A 14,934-nucleotide genomic window follows, 5' to 3' on the forward strand; every position below is an offset into this window, starting at 1 on the left:
ACGGGGTTGCGGGCGACCTCGCCGATGCTCGATCCAGTGACGCCGAGCGCCGACAGGTCGACAATCGACCTCTCGGCGCCTCCGTCAATTATGTAATATTTCATATCTTTCTCCTCAAGCCCACATAAAAATATGTGGGCGATACGCGCATGATCGCGAGATTGATCTGTTGAATTTACTGGTTCGCTCATGCGTGCGTGTTTCACGAGGGGCGCGGTCCCAGGACTGGCCTGCGATCGCCCTCTCTCGTTTCTTGATGGGATAATATCAGCATCATCAGGGTCACGCAACACAAAAATGTGACCTATGCGCCGAAACCGTCTGGTTTCGGCGCGTTTCGCCTATGCCTCCCCGGCAGGGAGGTCGTCGATTAGCGCGTGCGCGCATCGCGCCTGGAGGCGGACCGCGGCGAGCGCCGCGATGGCGTCCGCCGAACCCTGCATTGGCAGGATCATCTCCTCGATGTTGTAGAGCCGATGGATGATCTCCGTGATCTCATCGAGCGCATCCTCCCTCCGCCCCCCCCCGGGGGGGTGGCCGCTACTCATCGCGCGACACCCCCCCCTCGGGAAAGAGGCCGGCTCGCATCAGCTCATCGCGAATGCGCGCCAGGACCACCTCCGGCCCGTCCCCGTCGCCAAGGAGGTGGTCAACGACGAGATCCTTGATCTCATTGATGGCGCGCCACTCGGCGTGGAGCCGATCAGCCACCGCCCGCGGAAGGTCAAGGCGGGAGAAGCTGTCGCGGATGCTGGAGCCGCAGGGCTCCACGAGATAGGGCACGATATAAGCCCCGGTTGCCGGGCAGACGACGTGAAAGGCGACATCCACCCCGCCATCGCGACGACGGTGCCGCTCGATGGAGGCCACGCGCCAGACGGATCCCGCCGGCGTGATTCGCGGCAGGTCTCGGTGGTCGCTGTCCTCTTCGTCACTGGAGGCCTCGATCAGATCCCCCTCTGCGAAGGGCAGGCCCTCATCCGGCAGCGCGCCGGAGATCTCCTCCGGAGTTGGCGTCTTTCTTGTCATGTGGGTATCTCCTCAAGCCGCAATCCCTGCGGCAAGCGCGGGAGGCCTTCGCCTCCCGGCTTTCTCATGGTCGCGCCTGACGCCTCAGCGGTCCCGGTCATCTCGGGCCAGCGCCCGCGCCATGTCGCCCAGGACCCTGCGGCCATGCTCGCTCGTGATGCGGGCGGCATTGCGCGAAAGCTCCAGGAGAAACCGCGGGTGCTCGACAGGGCTGTGATCCCCATCGAAGAGATCGGCCGGCGTGACGCCGAGAGCCGAGGCGATGTCGGCGAGACGGCCGGCCGAGATGCGATTCTGGCCGGTCTCGTATTTGTGGAGCTGCTGGTAGCTCACGCCGATCCGCTCGGCGAGGCCGGACTGGCTGAGGCCGCGGCGCTGGCGGCAGAGGCGAACCCTCTGGCCGACCTCGATGTCGGCCGCGCTCGTTCGTTGCTTCATTGTGTATGCTCTGCTCTCTTCAAGCACACATTTGTGTGTGCGATCCGCACGGGTCTCCCCGTGCGGGTTTCGTCTACCAGTCGTTGGTCGCGGCCCCATCAAGGATGCTGGCATCGCGATCGATGTTGATCCACCAGCACCCATGTCGTCGGGCGATGGCCTGGATCTCCAGGAAGCACTCGCTGATCCCCTCGTCGCGCGCCGCCGCCTCGCATTCAGCCCGCTCCTCCGCGGGCTCGTCGCGCACATGGACGAAGTAGCCATATGCGTGCCGGACCACCCGATAGGGCGGCCGCAGGAGAGGCTTTGTCATCTCGCACTCGGCCCATTGAGCCAGGATGCGATCGTCTTCGAGGGTGATGTGGGCGGTGCTGATGTCGAGGAATCGCCCCACGCAGGGATGGTCGCCATCCCCTCTTGCCAGATCCCCCGTCACCGCGCCCGATCCGTCAGGATGTGGGGCGCGAGGGACAGGATCAGCCGGCGATAGGCGCTGCTTCCGGGGAACAGAAGCTCAGCATGCGCGATCAGGAGGCGCCGCCAGAGAGCGACAGGCCGGGAGTAGCCGAACCCGACCAGGTGCAGGCGCGCGAGGTGCAGCCTTGGACTGAGGCCATACAGGGCCGTGCTGTCCGAGCGCACCAGCGCGACGAGAAGGGCGGCGTAAGTGATAGGCGCCGCCAGGGTAACCCACGCCATGTTTGTCTCCTCAAATCCGCATGATTGCGGATGATCCCGGCCGCCCATCGGCGGCTCGGGGTTTCGCTCAGTCAGGATCGACAGCGACATCGACGACGAGCGGCAGCATGCCGTCCGCGTCGGCGGCCTCGTCTGCGACGATGGAGATCACTCCGGGAGAGTGCGGCATCTCGACGTGGAGGACGGCGGATCCGCTCTCGCGGTCCCAATCCACGCAGTAGAGATGCAGGGCTGATCCGGCCGGTATCTCGATCTCGGCGCCGCTGTCGAGGCGAGCGATGAGGGGCCGCGTCGTAGAGACGCCAGCCACGAACGCCGTGTCGCTTCGCAGCATATCCCTCGCCGCGTCGGTGAAGGTGAGAGAGGCGTTCAGGCGCGCCAGGCGCTCCTCGGACGCCCCTCTCGCTGGCGCGATATGCGGGCTTCTGATCAATCTCTTTCTCCTCAAATCCGCATGATTGCGGATGATCCCGGCCGCCCATCGGCGGCTCGGGGTTTCGTTCAGGTTCTGCCCGTGACCTCGCGGAGGATCCGAAGGGCGGCCTCTACATTGCCTGCCTCGTCGTCTCTTCCGATGTGGTCGGCGCTATCGAATCTGGCCGTCACGAAGGACGACAGATGTGTCTCGGCCCGCTCAAGCTCCCCAACGAGACCTGCCGCCTCGGTAAGACGCTCGATCAGGCCTTCGACTCTGTCGATCTCTGCTACCGTCTCGCTGTCGGCGCGCAATTCGAGGCGCTTATTCTCGACGCTGTAGGCGGTAACTCCGTCCCTGATCGCGTCGACGGTGGCGCCGATTTCTTCGATCGCGTCCCTGATCGCTTCCAGAAGCGCGCTCATCGCTCGCTCGGAAGCATCAGCACGCCGTTCTCCAGCCACAGCTTCACCTCCATGAGGGGGAAGTCCGTGAACTCGATCTCCTGGCGGGCGACGACCCGTCCATCCCCGTCATCGCAGGTCAGGATTGCGGCGCCGCTCGACAGGCGGCGAAGACTCCAGGACTGGAACGCCTCCGCCTTCACCTCTGGCGACATCTGCCAGGAGGCGATGGCGTCGATAAGCCAGTAGGCCTCCGCGCGCTGCGCGAGCCACTGAACGCCGGCCGTGTAGGTGACCTTGTGTGTCCAGTGATTGATGAGGTGTTCGGCATACGGGGGGCTTTGAATCCCCCGCCGAAGTTCCTCTTCAAGGGCCTGTTCTGTTGTCATGATTCTGTCTCCTCAAGCCCGCATGATTGCGGGCGATCCCACCGGCCGTCGGCCGGTGGGGTTTCGCGCTCAGTCCCCCTTGGTCAGGCGAATGAGCGTTGTCTTGTAGCTGTCGCTGTCCCGGACATAGGCCGCCGCCTCGTCGAAGGTGAGCGGGCCGACGACGGCCTCGATGCCATCGGCGAGGCTCCCCACCACGACGACGTGCGTCCGCTCCTCGGCCTCGTCTTCCTCGGCGACTGATGCCGCGGTGAGGATGTCGATGTCATCGGGCGCATCGGCGCCAAGGGATCGCATGTCCGCGTGAATGCGGTTGGCGTGCGACATGATCGCAGCCCTTGCTGCCCGCTCGATGAGCAAGAAGAACTCTGCGTAGAGGTCCCCGTCTCGGGGGGCGATGGTGACCCAGGAGGGCATTTTGTCAGCCCCAGGGCCAGCAATGATCGGAATCTGCGCGACGAGCCTGCTGGTGGTGCCGCCGTCACTCCGGTATCGGTTGATCTCGATCTGAACGCGCTCTCCATCACGCAGCGGCGTGAAGGCGGCTTCGACATGGGCGACCCTGCCCATGACAAGCAGACGCTCCCTCTCCAGATCGGAGAGGGCTTGCGCGTTCTTTGGGTTGAAAGCCATGTATCTTCTCCTCAAGCACACATCTGTGTGTGCAATGGGCGCGCAGGACTGAGTCCCGCGCGCCCTTTTCGTCAGACGTGCGCGCCGTTGACCGGCGCATCGGCCGGCTTCGCGGCCGCGTAGAGCGCGATTGCGCGCCCCATCGCTCCGTCAACCACCTTTGTCTTCTCGATCCTGCCCTCGTCCGCAAGGCGAACCAGCTCGTTGCTGAGCGCCGCCCGACTGAGTCCGGTTGCGGAGCGGATCTCCGATGAGGTCATCGCGTGTCCGCCGGCAAGGGCGCCGAGGACGGCCAGCGTCGTCGGACTTTTCCCGCGACGCCGCGGCTGACGAACGGGCTCCGCAGGGGGCGTCGCGCCGGAGTCGCCGACCCACTCCCAGACGGAGGTGGCCCTGCCGCTCCCGGCGCGGATCCGCCCCCCTGTCCGCCTCACGGCCCCGGTCAGCTCTGCGGTGCAGAGGACTGAGGAGACGTTCGTCGGTTTCATGTCGAGAGCCCGGCCGAGTTCCCCGGTCGAGGCGCGCCCGACCTGGCGCAGGAGTCCGATAACCCGATCCGACAGCCTGATCCCGCCCCTACCGTGAGGCTTGCGGAGCCTGGGGGCCGTCGCGACCGCCGCCTCGGAGGAGGCGGACGGAACGACGATTGCGGGCGGCGCCGCGGGAGGCGGCGCGATGGCCTTCGTCACGCCGCCGATCATCTCCAGGAGGGCGATGACCGCCTCGGTCCCGCCGCTCTCCACGAGGATGGCGCTGTCGCGCCCCTCTGGCAGCAGGATGAGCAGGCCATCCGCCTCGATAGCGGAGAGGCCGGCGGAGAGCTTTCTGATTGGTAGAGTCTTCAAGGTGTTTTCCTTTGCTTGTTCTAGTCATGCCCCAGGCGGGGCGATACCGACGGCGTCTCCGCCGTCGGTGTTTCGTCAGGCCGCGCCCCTGAAGGCGCCCTCGATGCGCTTGATGGCGACCTCGCCGCGCCGCGTGAGGCGGACATCGACCTTTCGGCCGTCAGCGGGGTGGCGGTGGCGTTCGACCATGCCCGCGTCGCCGAGCACGTCGAGCGTGCGCGTGATGTTCGGCTTCGACTCGCCGCCGAGCGCCCTTGAGAGGTCGATCACCGAGATCGGTCGGCCGCCATCACGGCCGGCGATTGCGGCCATGACGGCGACGTAGCGGGTGATCGAGGTGTGGGACTTGATCGCGCCGGTCTTCGAGAACTCATCCTCGACGACGCGAAGGGCCTCAATGAGATTCATACTTTTGAACTCCTCAAGTCCGCCATTCTGCGGACGATCCGGCCGGCTGCGCGCCGGCCCGGTTTCGCTACTGAATTCTGTATCCCGCCATGAAGAGGGCGTCGGCATGCGACAGCGTGCCCTCGGTCGAGCCGGGGAGGCGCGTGGCGTGCAGGACGCAGCCCGACGTGTCTGCTGGAACCACGACGGTCTCGGGTCCGACAAAGAGGACCACCGCCGCGCTGACCACGACATGCTCGTGGCCCTCCAGGGGTGGCGCCAACCGATAGAGGGAGGCGCTTCCCCGGTAGCCTGGAACGTCGGCGACATGCGTCGCAACTCCAAGAGGAAAGTTATTCATGTTCATTCTATCTCCTTTAATTTCTCAAGTCCACATCAATGTGTGGACGACCGGCGCGCGGCTGTCCGCGCGACGGGTTTCTGTCAGCGCCTGGCTGCCCCCACTGGCGGGTCGGCAGCCCTTGTCGCCCTGGCGATGGCGGCGCGCGCTTGGTCCAGATCGAGGCCCTCTGCTCCGTGCCAGTCGGGAATGCCGATGGCAACAAGCTGGTCCAGGAGCCCTTCCAGCGCGGCCAACATGCTGGGCGCGGCGGCGATTAATCTGGCGTTGGCGCGCTTCACGTCAGCGTTGTCATCGTTCCCGCCATAGACGAGACAGCCGACATCATCATCGAGCCCGCTGATGTCGTGCGTGCTGGTGACAACGATTTCAGGCGTGCCGTCTTCGCCTTCCTCTTCTGTAAGGCACCAAGGTCCCGGCGTGTGTTTTGTCATGTCATTCTCCTCAAGCCGGCAGGACGCCGGCGACCCGACCGCCTTTCGGAGATCGGGGTTTCGTTTAGGTGTTTGATCGATAGGGCCTGCTGCCCCACCTCTCTTCGAGGCGCGCAATCCAGCCGTTGATGTAGGCGAGGATCGCGGGCGCCCTTTCGGGCAGTTGCGCGAGCCCCGTGCCGAGACCGTCGGCGGGAATCCAGACGTCCCAACCGAGATGGGGCGCGTTGTAGCAGCGCACGAAGGCGCCGCGGCATGCGGCCTCGACCTCGGGCAGGTCGCGGTCTGAGAAGAAGCTGTCCGGCGTCATCGCCGGCCTGCGCTTCGTTGGAATGCCGACCGCGTTTGGCTGGCCCCTGATCGCGGCCTGCCCCTTCATGCCGCGCCCCTCCAGGTTGTCCCCGAAGAGGAAGATGCTGTCGGGATGTGCCCGGCAGAGGGCGGGAGAGATCCGGTCCGGACGGATGATCGTGCCGCTCACGGCTCGTCCTCGATGAGGTCGACGGCCTCGTTCGGGGTCCTCGAAATCGAGAATCCGCCGTATCCGCAGCCATGGTCCCTCCACTCGATCTCGTCGCCGGGGGCGTCGCGGCCCTCAGCCGCAGAGATCGCCTTTGCGATCGCCTCCGCCTCGCTGCCGGCCTCGACCTCGACCCTTGCCCACTCGTATTCGGTGGTCTCCCGGACGAGCGGGACGCTGTAGAGCGGCATCTCAGATCCCTCCATCGCTGGAGGTGAGATGCGCCGATCCGGCGATGATCGCGCGCAGCGCATCGCGCGCCTCCCCTGAGAGAGTTGCGTCGTTGCCGGCGGCCCAGCGGTGAAGGCGATCAAGCTCCGCCCTCATCTCTGGCGCCGCAGCGATGAGGGCTGCAATTCGCCAGGTCTCCCTGTTCACCTCGTCGAGGCTGTCCCAATCGCCCGCGCCGACCACGGCCGCCACGGCTTCACCGCGGCTGTTGATGATCGTCAGCGGGGTCAGTTCAGAGAAGTGTCCGTCGTCCACGATGGACCACGGCTCGTGGTTGTTCATGTGTATCTCCTCAAGCCTGCATGAAAGCAGGCAAGGCGCGGAGGGTCTCCCCTCCGCCCTTTCTCAGGCGGCGCTCGCTTGGCGGAGCAGCCAATTGGCTCGGTCGGCGATGCTGTTCGCCATCGACGTCAGCGCATCCCGAACGTGCGGCGCACATGCGAGCACACGCCTCTGCCTCCAGGAGAGGCTTCCGGCAAAGCTCGGAAGGTCGCTCATGAGGCGCGCCGGCGGCAGTTGGCCGCAGCAGATATAGGCCATCGCGATGTCGAAGCGGAGGTCCATTCCGCCCCCGGTGAGGGCGATGAAGATCTCCTCCTCTCCGTTGCGCTCCCAGGTGATCAGCGATGTCGCGCCGCCATGCCGGTGCATCAGCTCGGCCGAATCGGCGACCGATTGCCGGTATGTCACGGCGACGGGCCACATGGCGGTCATCATGGGGTAGTAACTGTCGATGTCGCCGTCGGGATCGCCCGCCGGGACGACGGGGTTGAACCCTTCATCGAAATCGGATGGGGCATCCACGGTCTCGTTGATGAAGACGCAGGAGCGTCCCAGCTCCGAAACCGGTAGAAGTGTTGGCATTTTTCTCTCCTCAAGCACACATATATGTGTGCGATCCGCACGGGTTTCCCCGTGCGGGTTTCGTCACTCAGACCTCCGGCAGGCGCTCCGTCGTGCCCATCCACCTCTCGGGCCGGATGGCCCTTGCCCAATCTGCAAGGGAGGGTATGCGACCGGAGAAGTCCTCGCTGACATGCTGCTCGCCGATCAGGCGAACCGGAACCTCTCGGCCATCCGAGTTCGTGATCGTTGTGCCAAAGACCCTCTCTGCCTCGAAGATGCCCTCCGAGTGGTGTCGGAGGAATCGATGGCGGAAGTCGGCGACATGCGCCTTGCTCGCGTCGAACCAGTCATGGATCGCCTGATAGTCCTCAGGCCGCCCGCCGAACTTCTTCGACGAGCTGACTGCGTGGTGATAGGGGTGTGCCACTAGATCTCTCCGTGGCTCGTCCACTCGACGCTCTCGACCCTGTCGCCATGATCGAGGCTCACATACCGGCCCTCCGGATCGAAGGTGAAGATGCCCGTCGATCCCTCGTTGATCTCCCATCCGCCATGAAGGGCGGAGAGGTAGCTGTAGCAGAGCCTCTCGATCGCCTCGGCGAGCGGAACCTCCTCTGCGGCGATCTCGCCCTCCCAGGTGTGCGACAGGTATCGCACCGTGACGCCCCCAGGAATTTCGGCCGAGATCTCCTCGATCTGGCCGCTGTCGCCGAAGCCGTCGTATTTCGCCTCGAACATCCCGACGCCTGCGGATCGCAGGGCGTCGAGTATCTCGTTCTTGTTCGACTCTCTCGTCGTGTCGTGGCTGATAGTCATGTGTGTCTCCTCAAGTCCGCAACCATGCGGACGACAGCCGAGAGGTTTCCCCCCTCGGCGTTTCGCTGCCCCTATCGGCTCGCGGCCTCGATGAGGACGCGCGGAAGGTCGTCGCTGTCGAGGAAGAGTAGGTAGTCGAACGCCTCCTCGATCAGGGCGTCGAGATCGCCTCCGACGACGCACCAGGGGTCTCCCCCGGAGTTGTCGGTGGTCGTCGATAGCTCTTCCGCGTCCGCCTCGACCACCATGAGATGACCCTCGTGGCCGACGTTGAGACCTGGCAGCCTCGGCCCGAGGGTAAATCCGAACGCCTCCAGCGCATATCGCTTCTGGTCGGCATTCAAGGACTCCGCAATCGCGCTGAGGTCTGGCGGGGGCGTGGGCGCGGCCCTCTCGATGATCGATCGGATGCTCTCATCCCGATCCGCCATGAGCGGTCCTGTCGCCATGAGCCAGGGGTCGTCGAAGCGGCCATCGAGGAGCGCAAGGATGGCGCGAAGCGCAGCTCCCTGCGCCCCCTCCCCATCGCCCGCATTTCGCCGCCCCGTCGTGCGCCGCCGCCCGCCCATCAGGGCACCGATGATGGCGCCCATGACCTCCTCCGGCGACTCTCGCCACTCGTCGGACGTCCAGTAGGCCAGCTCGACGGTTAGGTCGGCTTCGACCTCCTGGGTGATGCGGACATAGCTGCACGGATCCGGGCTGGCGGGGCACCTCATCTGGCGCCCCTCGCCGGGATCCACCACCGCCTCGTCGTCGTAGCTGACGCCCCCCGAGAAGATTGCGTGGTCGATCTCGAAATCGCTGAGACCGCACCGGCGAAGCATTTCTCTTGTCAGTCTTGTCATTCTTTTTCTCCTCAAACCGGCTTGTCGCCGGCAAGCACCGAGGGGTTTCCCCCTCGGGCTTTCGTCACGCGAGCAGCAGGGCCGCCACAAGGATGATCGTGCAGATCAGCCAGATGAGGGCGATGCCGTTCATGATGGCGTGCATGCTGTTGTGTTCTCCATCTTCATGGGCGCGAGGCGATCTGCGCGCGCCTGATTTTCGCCTCGATGCGGGACCGAAAGCGCTCCCTCAGCCAGTCGCTTAGGGCCGCCATGTCGGAGGTGGTGATCTCTATTCCCATGCCGCTCTCCTGGATGGAGGACAGGCAGAGATGCGTGGCGGGGTCGGCAAGTAGGTCGAGCGTTTCCTCGACGTACTCGCGGCTGATTTCGAGGCCCGTCACGACCTGACGGGCTCGACGACATAGATTTCCACTCTAGGCCTCCCGCGTCCTGATCCTCGCCACCCCGGCCCTGGCCCAGAGAAGGGCGAGGGAGGAGGCGACGCTGATGCGTCGACGCTCCTGGACATACCAGAAGCGATCTCCGCGGCGGTTTCTGAAGATTGTCAGCACGTTGCTGGTCTCCTCAAGCCAGCAGAATTGCTGGCGACCGCACACGAATGATAGCGCAGAAAGGACCAATGTTCAACTTTTTATGTGTTTACCAAGCCGTTCATGCGATTCGAACACATAGGGACGCATTGCAATAGGCCTCGGGAGTGCCCATAACCGGTTCCCACACGAGAGGAGGAAGGCCTTGGCTGTCTCTGGGCGCGGAGAGGTCCGCGACACACAAGAGTGTGTTTCATGGTCGCCATCCTGGATTCTGGGTCGCCTCATCGAGGCGAATGAGGACGGCAGTCTCGGCGCGGCCGGCTTCTCGGCGGTCTCGCGGGTGATGGCGATCATGTGCCGCCTCGGCGCGCCGAGGATCAAGCTGTCGGCGACGGAGCGCCTCGCCGGACTCAACCGAACCCGCCTGCGCGAGGTGATCGAGCGGCCCGAGGTGTCGCGCTACCTCTCCGTCGAGAGGGTTGGCGGGCTATTCTGGATCAAGCCCGTCATTCGCGACGGCGAGACCCCTTATTGGGCCGCCGCGAACGGGGATGGCGCCGCCCTGTGATCATCGTCATGGGCGTTGCCGAGGATGCGATTGATCGCGCCGGCACGGAGGCCGGCCTGTCCATGGGGGCAGTCTATGCCCTCGTGAAGATCCGCGCCGCGGTCTCGGACGGGCCGAAATCCGTCGCCGAGATCTCCCGCAGGACGGGAATGGACCGCAACAAGCTGCGCGCGAACATTGCGACGCTTGCGGGTCTCGGCATGCTTTCGGCTATCGGAATTGCGGCCGCGGGGATGCCGAATGCGGCCGCGAGCCGCATTTCCGAAAATGCGGCCGCGGGGATGTCGAATGCGGCCGCCGGCGACCAGAATGCGGCCGCGAGCCGCATTTCGGTTGCCGCGAGCCGCATTTCCGAAAATGCGGCCGCGAGCCGCATTTCGGGTGCTCGGAGCCGCATTTCGGGTGCTGAGAGCGACCAAAATGCGGCCGCCGGCGACCAGAATGCGGCCGCGAGCCGCATTTCCGAGCCCGATTTAGGACATATATATACTTCCTCTTTAAGGGATATACCTTCCAAGGTTAGTGCTGGTGATGAGGTAGATAACCTCATTCCCCTCCTTCCCTTACTGGAATGTCCCTCTCAGAAAAAAGAGAATGTCCTTAACCCGCCATCCGCAAAGACGCGGACGAGCCGGGCCGAGGCGAAGGCGCGCCGCGCGGAGGTCGCGGGCGAGGCCTTCGAGCGGTTCTGGGCGGCGTGGCGGAAGGAGCGCCGCGTGAAGCCCGACAAGGCGGCCGCCGCCTTCCGCGCGGCCGTCCTGCGCGGCGCCGACCCGGAGGAGATCATCGCCGGCGCCGCCCGCTACACGGCGCACGAGATCGCCAAGGGAACCCCGGTGAGTTTCATCGCCCACCCCACCACCTGGCTCGGGGACGGCCGCTGGCGCGACGAGCTGCCGGAGGCCGACCTGCCGCCGACGCCGGGTCGGCTGCGCGACCTCGCCCGCGTCGAGCAGGCGCTTCTCGACGCCACGCGGAACGAATTCATGCCATGGCAGGCAAGCGCCCTCATGCGCCTCGGCCGCCTGACGGCCTACGCGGCCGGGGATGCGCTGCCGGTGGACGGCGTCGCCGAGGTCGAGGCGATGCGGTCCGAGATCGAGCGCCTCAAGGCGCGCGGCGTGCGCCTGCCGAACATCCGCGCGACGGCCGAGGCCGCCGCACCACAGCGCCCGTCCGGCGCCATTCGCGAGGCCCTGCGCGGCCTCCTGTTCGAGGAGCCCGCATGACCGAGAAGCCAACCCTTGCCGAGGTCCTCGACCGCGCGCGCATTCGCCCCCTCCACTGGAGGGCCGAGGTCGAGCAGCGGCTGGTCTGCCCGGAGTGCGGCGGCGGGAAGACGCGCGAGAAGTCCCTCGCGCTCCGCCTCGATGCCGATGGTGGGGCGGTCTGGAAGTGCCACCGGGGGCATTGCGGGTGGTCCGACAACATCCCGGCCGGCGCCGTGCGTGGCGGCCGGTCCACGCCACCCGCCCGCCCGCAGGCCGCCCCGCCGCGCCCCGCCGAGCAGCACCCGGAGGGGGAGAGGGAGCGGACGGAGGCGCTCTACGACTTCTTCCAGAAGCGCGGCATCTCGCGCAGGACGGTTGACGAGATGGGGATCTATCTCCGCCGCGGCGTCTGGTTCCCGCAGCTTGCCGACGAGGAGGTGAAGACCACGACGGCGATCGTCTTCCCCTATGTCGAGGGGGGCGAGGTCGCGAACCACAAGTATCGCGGATACCGCATGGTCGAGGTGGAGGACGAGGCGGGCGTCAAGCGCCGGATCCGCGACAAGATCCACCGCCAGGACACCGGCGCGAAGAAGACGCTGTTCAACGGCGACTGCCTCTCGGGCCTCGGTCCGGAGGACACGGTCTTCCTCGTGGAGGGCGAATTCGACGTCGCCGCGCTCTGGGAGGCGGGCGCCCACGCGGCGATCAGCCTCCCGGATGGCGCCTCCGACAGGCTGCGCGACGAGTCCGATCCGGAGCGCGCCAACGACAAGCGATTCTTCCCGCTCATGGAGCGGATCGAGGATATTCGCGCGGTCGGCAAGATCGTCATCGCGACCGACAGCGACACCCCCGGCACATACCTTGCCGAGGAATTCGCCCGTCGCATCGGCAAGGAGATCGTCTGGCGCGTCCGCTGGCCGAAGGGCTGCAAGGACGCCAATGACGTCCTGATGGCGGGCGGCGTCGAGGCGCTGCGGGACTGCCTCGCCTCGGCGGAGCGGTGGGTGCCGGACGGAATCTATGACGGCAGCGCGGCCGCCGACATGGCGATCCACCGCGAGGCGAGCCGGCCCGCCCCGCTGACGACGGGGCTCAGGTCCCTCGATGCGCTCTTCCGCCTCCCCCAGCACGGGGCGCTCGTCGTCCTGACGGGGCCGCCGGGACATGGCAAGAGCACGCTCTTCAACGCGCTGATGGTCCAGGCCGGACTCCATCACGGTTGGCACTCGATCATCTGCTCGCCCGAGATGGATCGCCTCGACCTTGCGGCCTACATGTCGAGCGTCCTTGTCGGAAAGCCCTTCTACGGCGAGCGCGGTATGAGCGATGGCGACATCGCGACGGCGTCGGCGTTCCTCCGCAACCATGTGACCTTCCTGGAGCCGGAGGGCGGCCCTCCCTCGCTCGATTGGGTGAAGGCCGCGATCCGGAAAGTGCATGCGCGGCGCGGCTCGAAGATCGTGGTGCTTGACCCATGGGGTGAGTTTGACATCTACGCTTCCACCCTCCCGGACCTGGCGGAGAGGCGGGCCGAGGAGGCCGCGCGAAGGGCGATGCTCTTCCCGGACTTCCTCGGCCGCCGCCTCGCGGAGCTTCGCGAGATGGCGCACGAGCTTGGCATGGTCGTCGTTGTTGTCGCCCACCCGCAGAAGCTTCAGCGCGACCGGGAGGGGAAGTATCCGACCCCGACCGGCTACGACATTGCCGGTGGCGCGACATGGTATAACCGCGCGGAGGTCGGGCTCACCATCGAGCGCGTCGAGGGCAACGAGGCCTGCGTCCATGTCTGGAAGGCGCGGCACCGCCTCTATGCGAGCTACGGCGTCGTGCGGCTCCGCTTCGAGCCGGAGACGGGCCGCTTCTTCGACCTCACCGGCCCGTCGCTTGTCGACAGCAGCCCGATGGCGGCAAGCGCGGCATCGGAGGGGAGCGAGGACGACGACGTTCCGTGGGTCTCGGCATAGAGGGCTCTGGCCGCCCCTGCCGCATCCCGGATGATGGCGGCCGCCGCGTCGATGCCATCGACGACATGGACCTCGTGACCGAGGTGCCGGAGGAGGGTGTGGATCGCTCGCTGCTGCGGCGATCGCTCCCCGGCGCGGGCGCCGGAGACGGGGTCGCGCGGCCTCTTCACCTCGATCCACACAACCCTCCCGCCGCGGAGGCAGAGGACGAGATCAGGCATCCCCGCGAGGGTTCCGGTGGCCTTCATGGCGCCGGCTTCTGCTTTTGTGCGCTTTCCCCCATTGGGGATGGCGGCAATGAAGCCGAGATGTGGTGGGATGGAGAGGCGGGCGAGCCCGACGATCCCCTCCTGGAGGCCGTCTTCGGCGCGCCTTCGGCGGGTTCCGGGGATCCTCATGATGCGATAACGAGAATTTTTGAACGGACTTGACGCCGCGTGCCCACATATGGATTGGATTGCGTGAGAATGCGCGAATGCGAGGGGTGGCATAGATGGCCGGTGTCGGGGTGCCCGAGGGGGGGCGAGGGAGCGAGGGCGCGGTGCGGCGCCGCCGGGCGCTTCAGGAGTTCATCCGGGCAAACGAGCTGGAGCCGGCCGCCTGGGCGCGTCAGGCGGGGTTCAAGTCCGCCAATGCGATCTACAACTTCCTGAAGGGGCGGGCGTCGAGCCTCAGCGCCGACACCTACGAGCGCCTCGCCTCCGCTGTTCCGGGGGCAACGGTCGCGCAGCTCACCGGCGAGAGGGTGGCTGGGCGCCCCGCGCTGTCGCACAACATCCGCATTCGGGAGATCGCGGCATCCGGCGTCCTGCGGCTCTCCCCGGAGCTTCCCTCTGACGAGCAGGAGGGGGCCTCGATCCCCGAGGGGCCGATGCGGGCGAGGGGCGCCTTCGGGGTCCGCCTTGAGGGCGAGGACATGGATCTCGACTGGCCTCCTGGGACGATCTTTGTCGTGGTCCCCCTCGTGATGCACGGCGCACCCGATGAGCACAGCATCGTGCTGCTGCGTCGCATGCGGGGCCGGAAGTTCGAGACCTTCATTCGCGAGCTGCGGCGCGACCCGATCGTCCCCGAGCGCGGCTGGCTCTGGCCGCGGTCCAGCCATGCCGAACACCAGGCGCCGATGCCGTGCCCGTGGCCGCTTGAGGCCCCCTTCGACGACGGGGAGGGCAATCGCGTTGAGGCCACCGCTGTCGCGATAGGCGCATATCTCCGCCTGAATGTGTCGGCCCGTTGACATAAGGGGGGGTTAGCACACAAATATGCACTCCGCCATGACGGAGTGAGGTATGACGAAGCGCCGCCGAAGCCCGCGAAAGGCCAGCCGCGGCCGGGTCGACAAGAGGCCGGTGAT

26 protein-coding genes and 1 pseudogene are annotated in these 14,934 nt (G+C 66.2%); 4 read left to right on the forward strand and 23 right to left on the reverse strand.

The genetic code is table 11. The annotated features are described in order from the left end of the window. The 22 genes from ACK8OX_RS16445 to ACK8OX_RS16550 all read right to left on the reverse strand — a co-directional run. Positions 1-191: hypothetical protein (locus tag ACK8OX_RS16445; RefSeq protein ID WP_430665305.1), on the reverse strand; the 191-nt coding region annotated here is incomplete at its 3' end. 150 nt (positions 192-341) lie between these two features. Continuing rightward, on the reverse strand, positions 342-548 hold the full coding sequence (locus ACK8OX_RS16450) for a hypothetical protein (protein WP_430665306.1): 207 nt from the start codon (positions 546-548) through the stop codon (positions 342-344). After that, positions 541-1,029 carry a hypothetical protein gene (locus ACK8OX_RS16455; protein ID WP_430665307.1) on the reverse strand — a complete coding sequence of 163 codons (489 nt, stop codon included), beginning with the start codon at positions 1,027-1,029 and terminating at the stop codon, positions 541-543. Before ACK8OX_RS16455 ends, ACK8OX_RS16450 begins: the two co-directional genes overlap by 8 nt. Before the next feature lie 84 nt (positions 1,030-1,113). Further along, on the reverse strand, positions 1,114-1,467 hold the full coding sequence (locus ACK8OX_RS16460; RefSeq protein WP_430665308.1) for a helix-turn-helix domain-containing protein: 354 nt from the start codon (positions 1,465-1,467) through the stop codon (positions 1,114-1,116). A 73-nt stretch (positions 1,468-1,540) separates the two neighbouring features. Further along, a complete protein-coding gene (locus ACK8OX_RS16465) occupies positions 1,541-1,903 on the reverse strand; it encodes a hypothetical protein (RefSeq protein ID WP_430665309.1) in 363 nt (120 codons plus the stop codon). Then, the gene (locus tag ACK8OX_RS16470) at positions 1,900-2,256 is read right to left on the reverse strand and encodes a hypothetical protein (RefSeq protein WP_430665310.1); all 357 of its coding nucleotides are present in this window, start codon (positions 2,254-2,256) and stop codon (positions 1,900-1,902) included. Before ACK8OX_RS16470 ends, ACK8OX_RS16465 begins: the two co-directional genes overlap by 4 nt. Next, positions 2,234-2,599, reverse strand: coding sequence for a hypothetical protein (locus ACK8OX_RS16475; RefSeq protein WP_430665311.1), 366 nt, complete (start codon positions 2,597-2,599; stop codon positions 2,234-2,236). Before ACK8OX_RS16475 ends, ACK8OX_RS16470 begins: the two co-directional genes overlap by 23 nt. A gap of 68 nt (positions 2,600-2,667) precedes the next feature. After that, positions 2,668-3,006: a hypothetical protein gene (locus tag ACK8OX_RS16480; RefSeq protein WP_430665312.1), complete on the reverse strand. Its 339-nt coding sequence runs from the start codon at positions 3,004-3,006 to the stop codon at positions 2,668-2,670. Continuing rightward, positions 3,003-3,374, reverse strand: a complete 372-nt coding sequence (locus tag ACK8OX_RS16485; protein ID WP_430665313.1) for a DUF6876 family protein — start codon at positions 3,372-3,374, stop codon at positions 3,003-3,005. The genes ACK8OX_RS16480 and ACK8OX_RS16485 overlap by 4 nt, the downstream gene beginning before the upstream one ends. 69 nt (positions 3,375-3,443) lie before the next feature. Then, positions 3,444-4,007, reverse strand: a complete 564-nt coding sequence (locus ACK8OX_RS16490) for a hypothetical protein (RefSeq protein ID WP_430665314.1) — start codon at positions 4,005-4,007, stop codon at positions 3,444-3,446. 71 nt (positions 4,008-4,078) lie between these two features. Beyond that, positions 4,079-4,852: a hypothetical protein gene (locus tag ACK8OX_RS16495; protein WP_430665315.1), complete on the reverse strand. Its 774-nt coding sequence runs from the start codon at positions 4,850-4,852 to the stop codon at positions 4,079-4,081. Positions 4,853-4,927: 75 nt separating this feature from the next. Beyond that, a complete protein-coding gene (locus tag ACK8OX_RS16500) occupies positions 4,928-5,260 on the reverse strand; it encodes a MarR family transcriptional regulator (protein WP_430665316.1) in 333 nt (110 codons plus the stop codon). Between the two features lie 67 nt (positions 5,261-5,327). Further along, entirely contained in the window at positions 5,328-5,606 is a 279-nt protein-coding gene (locus tag ACK8OX_RS16505; RefSeq protein WP_430665317.1) for a hypothetical protein, read from the reverse strand. 77 nt (positions 5,607-5,683) lie between these two features. Further along, the gene (locus ACK8OX_RS16510) at positions 5,684-6,034 is read right to left on the reverse strand and encodes a hypothetical protein (protein WP_430665318.1); all 351 of its coding nucleotides are present in this window, start codon (positions 6,032-6,034) and stop codon (positions 5,684-5,686) included. Positions 6,035-6,098: 64 nt separating this feature from the next. Then, positions 6,099-6,515, reverse strand: a complete 417-nt coding sequence (locus ACK8OX_RS16515) for a hypothetical protein (RefSeq protein WP_430665319.1) — start codon at positions 6,513-6,515, stop codon at positions 6,099-6,101. After that, a complete protein-coding gene (locus ACK8OX_RS16520) occupies positions 6,512-6,745 on the reverse strand; it encodes a hypothetical protein (protein ID WP_430665320.1) in 234 nt (77 codons plus the stop codon). The genes ACK8OX_RS16515 and ACK8OX_RS16520 overlap by 4 nt, the downstream gene beginning before the upstream one ends. 1 nt (position 6,746) lies before the next feature. After that, positions 6,747-7,067 (reverse strand): hypothetical protein, encoded by a 321-nt coding sequence (locus tag ACK8OX_RS16525; protein WP_430665321.1) that lies wholly within the window; start codon positions 7,065-7,067, stop codon positions 6,747-6,749. A gap of 63 nt (positions 7,068-7,130) precedes the next feature. Then, a complete protein-coding gene (locus tag ACK8OX_RS16530) occupies positions 7,131-7,649 on the reverse strand; it encodes a hypothetical protein (protein ID WP_430665322.1) in 519 nt (172 codons plus the stop codon). A gap of 67 nt (positions 7,650-7,716) precedes the next feature. Next, positions 7,717-8,058 carry a DUF6915 family protein gene (locus ACK8OX_RS16535; RefSeq protein WP_430665323.1) on the reverse strand — a complete coding sequence of 114 codons (342 nt, stop codon included), beginning with the start codon at positions 8,056-8,058 and terminating at the stop codon, positions 7,717-7,719. Further along, positions 8,058-8,447: a DUF6878 family protein gene (locus tag ACK8OX_RS16540; RefSeq protein WP_430665324.1), complete on the reverse strand. Its 390-nt coding sequence runs from the start codon at positions 8,445-8,447 to the stop codon at positions 8,058-8,060. Before ACK8OX_RS16540 ends, ACK8OX_RS16535 begins: the two co-directional genes overlap by 1 nt. A gap of 71 nt (positions 8,448-8,518) precedes the next feature. Then, positions 8,519-9,295 (reverse strand): hypothetical protein, encoded by a 777-nt coding sequence (locus ACK8OX_RS16545; RefSeq protein WP_430665325.1) that lies wholly within the window; start codon positions 9,293-9,295, stop codon positions 8,519-8,521. Between the two features lie 164 nt (positions 9,296-9,459). Further along, positions 9,460-9,678, reverse strand: a complete 219-nt coding sequence (locus ACK8OX_RS16550; RefSeq protein ID WP_430665326.1) for a hypothetical protein — start codon at positions 9,676-9,678, stop codon at positions 9,460-9,462. A gap of 355 nt (positions 9,679-10,033) precedes the next feature. On the opposite strand from ACK8OX_RS16550, the gene ACK8OX_RS16555 reads away from it, so the two are divergent. Genes ACK8OX_RS16555 through ACK8OX_RS16565 form a run of 3 tightly spaced genes read left to right on the forward strand, consistent with a single transcriptional unit; the run spans position 10,034 to position 13,580 of the window. Further along, positions 10,034-10,399, forward strand: a complete 366-nt coding sequence (locus ACK8OX_RS16555; RefSeq protein ID WP_430665327.1) for a hypothetical protein — start codon at positions 10,034-10,036, stop codon at positions 10,397-10,399. Beyond that, positions 10,396-11,628 carry a hypothetical protein gene (locus ACK8OX_RS16560; RefSeq protein WP_430665328.1) on the forward strand — a complete coding sequence of 411 codons (1,233 nt, stop codon included), beginning with the start codon at positions 10,396-10,398 and terminating at the stop codon, positions 11,626-11,628. The genes ACK8OX_RS16555 and ACK8OX_RS16560 overlap by 4 nt, the downstream gene beginning before the upstream one ends. Further along, positions 11,625-13,580 (forward strand): toprim domain-containing protein, encoded by a 1,956-nt coding sequence (locus ACK8OX_RS16565; RefSeq protein ID WP_430665329.1) that lies wholly within the window; start codon positions 11,625-11,627, stop codon positions 13,578-13,580. The genes ACK8OX_RS16560 and ACK8OX_RS16565 overlap by 4 nt, the downstream gene beginning before the upstream one ends. Positions 13,581-13,696: 116 nt before the next feature. On the opposite strand, the pseudogene ACK8OX_RS16570 reads toward ACK8OX_RS16565, so the two are convergent. Continuing rightward, positions 13,697-14,071, reverse strand: a pseudogene (locus ACK8OX_RS16570) (VRR-NUC domain-containing protein); the annotation flags it as partial. A 2-nt stretch (positions 14,072-14,073) separates the two neighbouring features. Between ACK8OX_RS16570 and ACK8OX_RS16575 the strand changes: the two are divergent. Then, positions 14,074-14,817, forward strand: coding sequence for a hypothetical protein (locus ACK8OX_RS16575; protein ID WP_430665330.1), 744 nt, complete (start codon positions 14,074-14,076; stop codon positions 14,815-14,817). Positions 14,818-14,934 lie beyond the last annotated feature (117 nt).

It is taken from the genome of Falsiroseomonas sp. CW058 (genome assembly GCF_050563535.1).
GTDB lineage: Bacteria > Pseudomonadota > Alphaproteobacteria > Acetobacterales > Acetobacteraceae > Falsiroseomonas.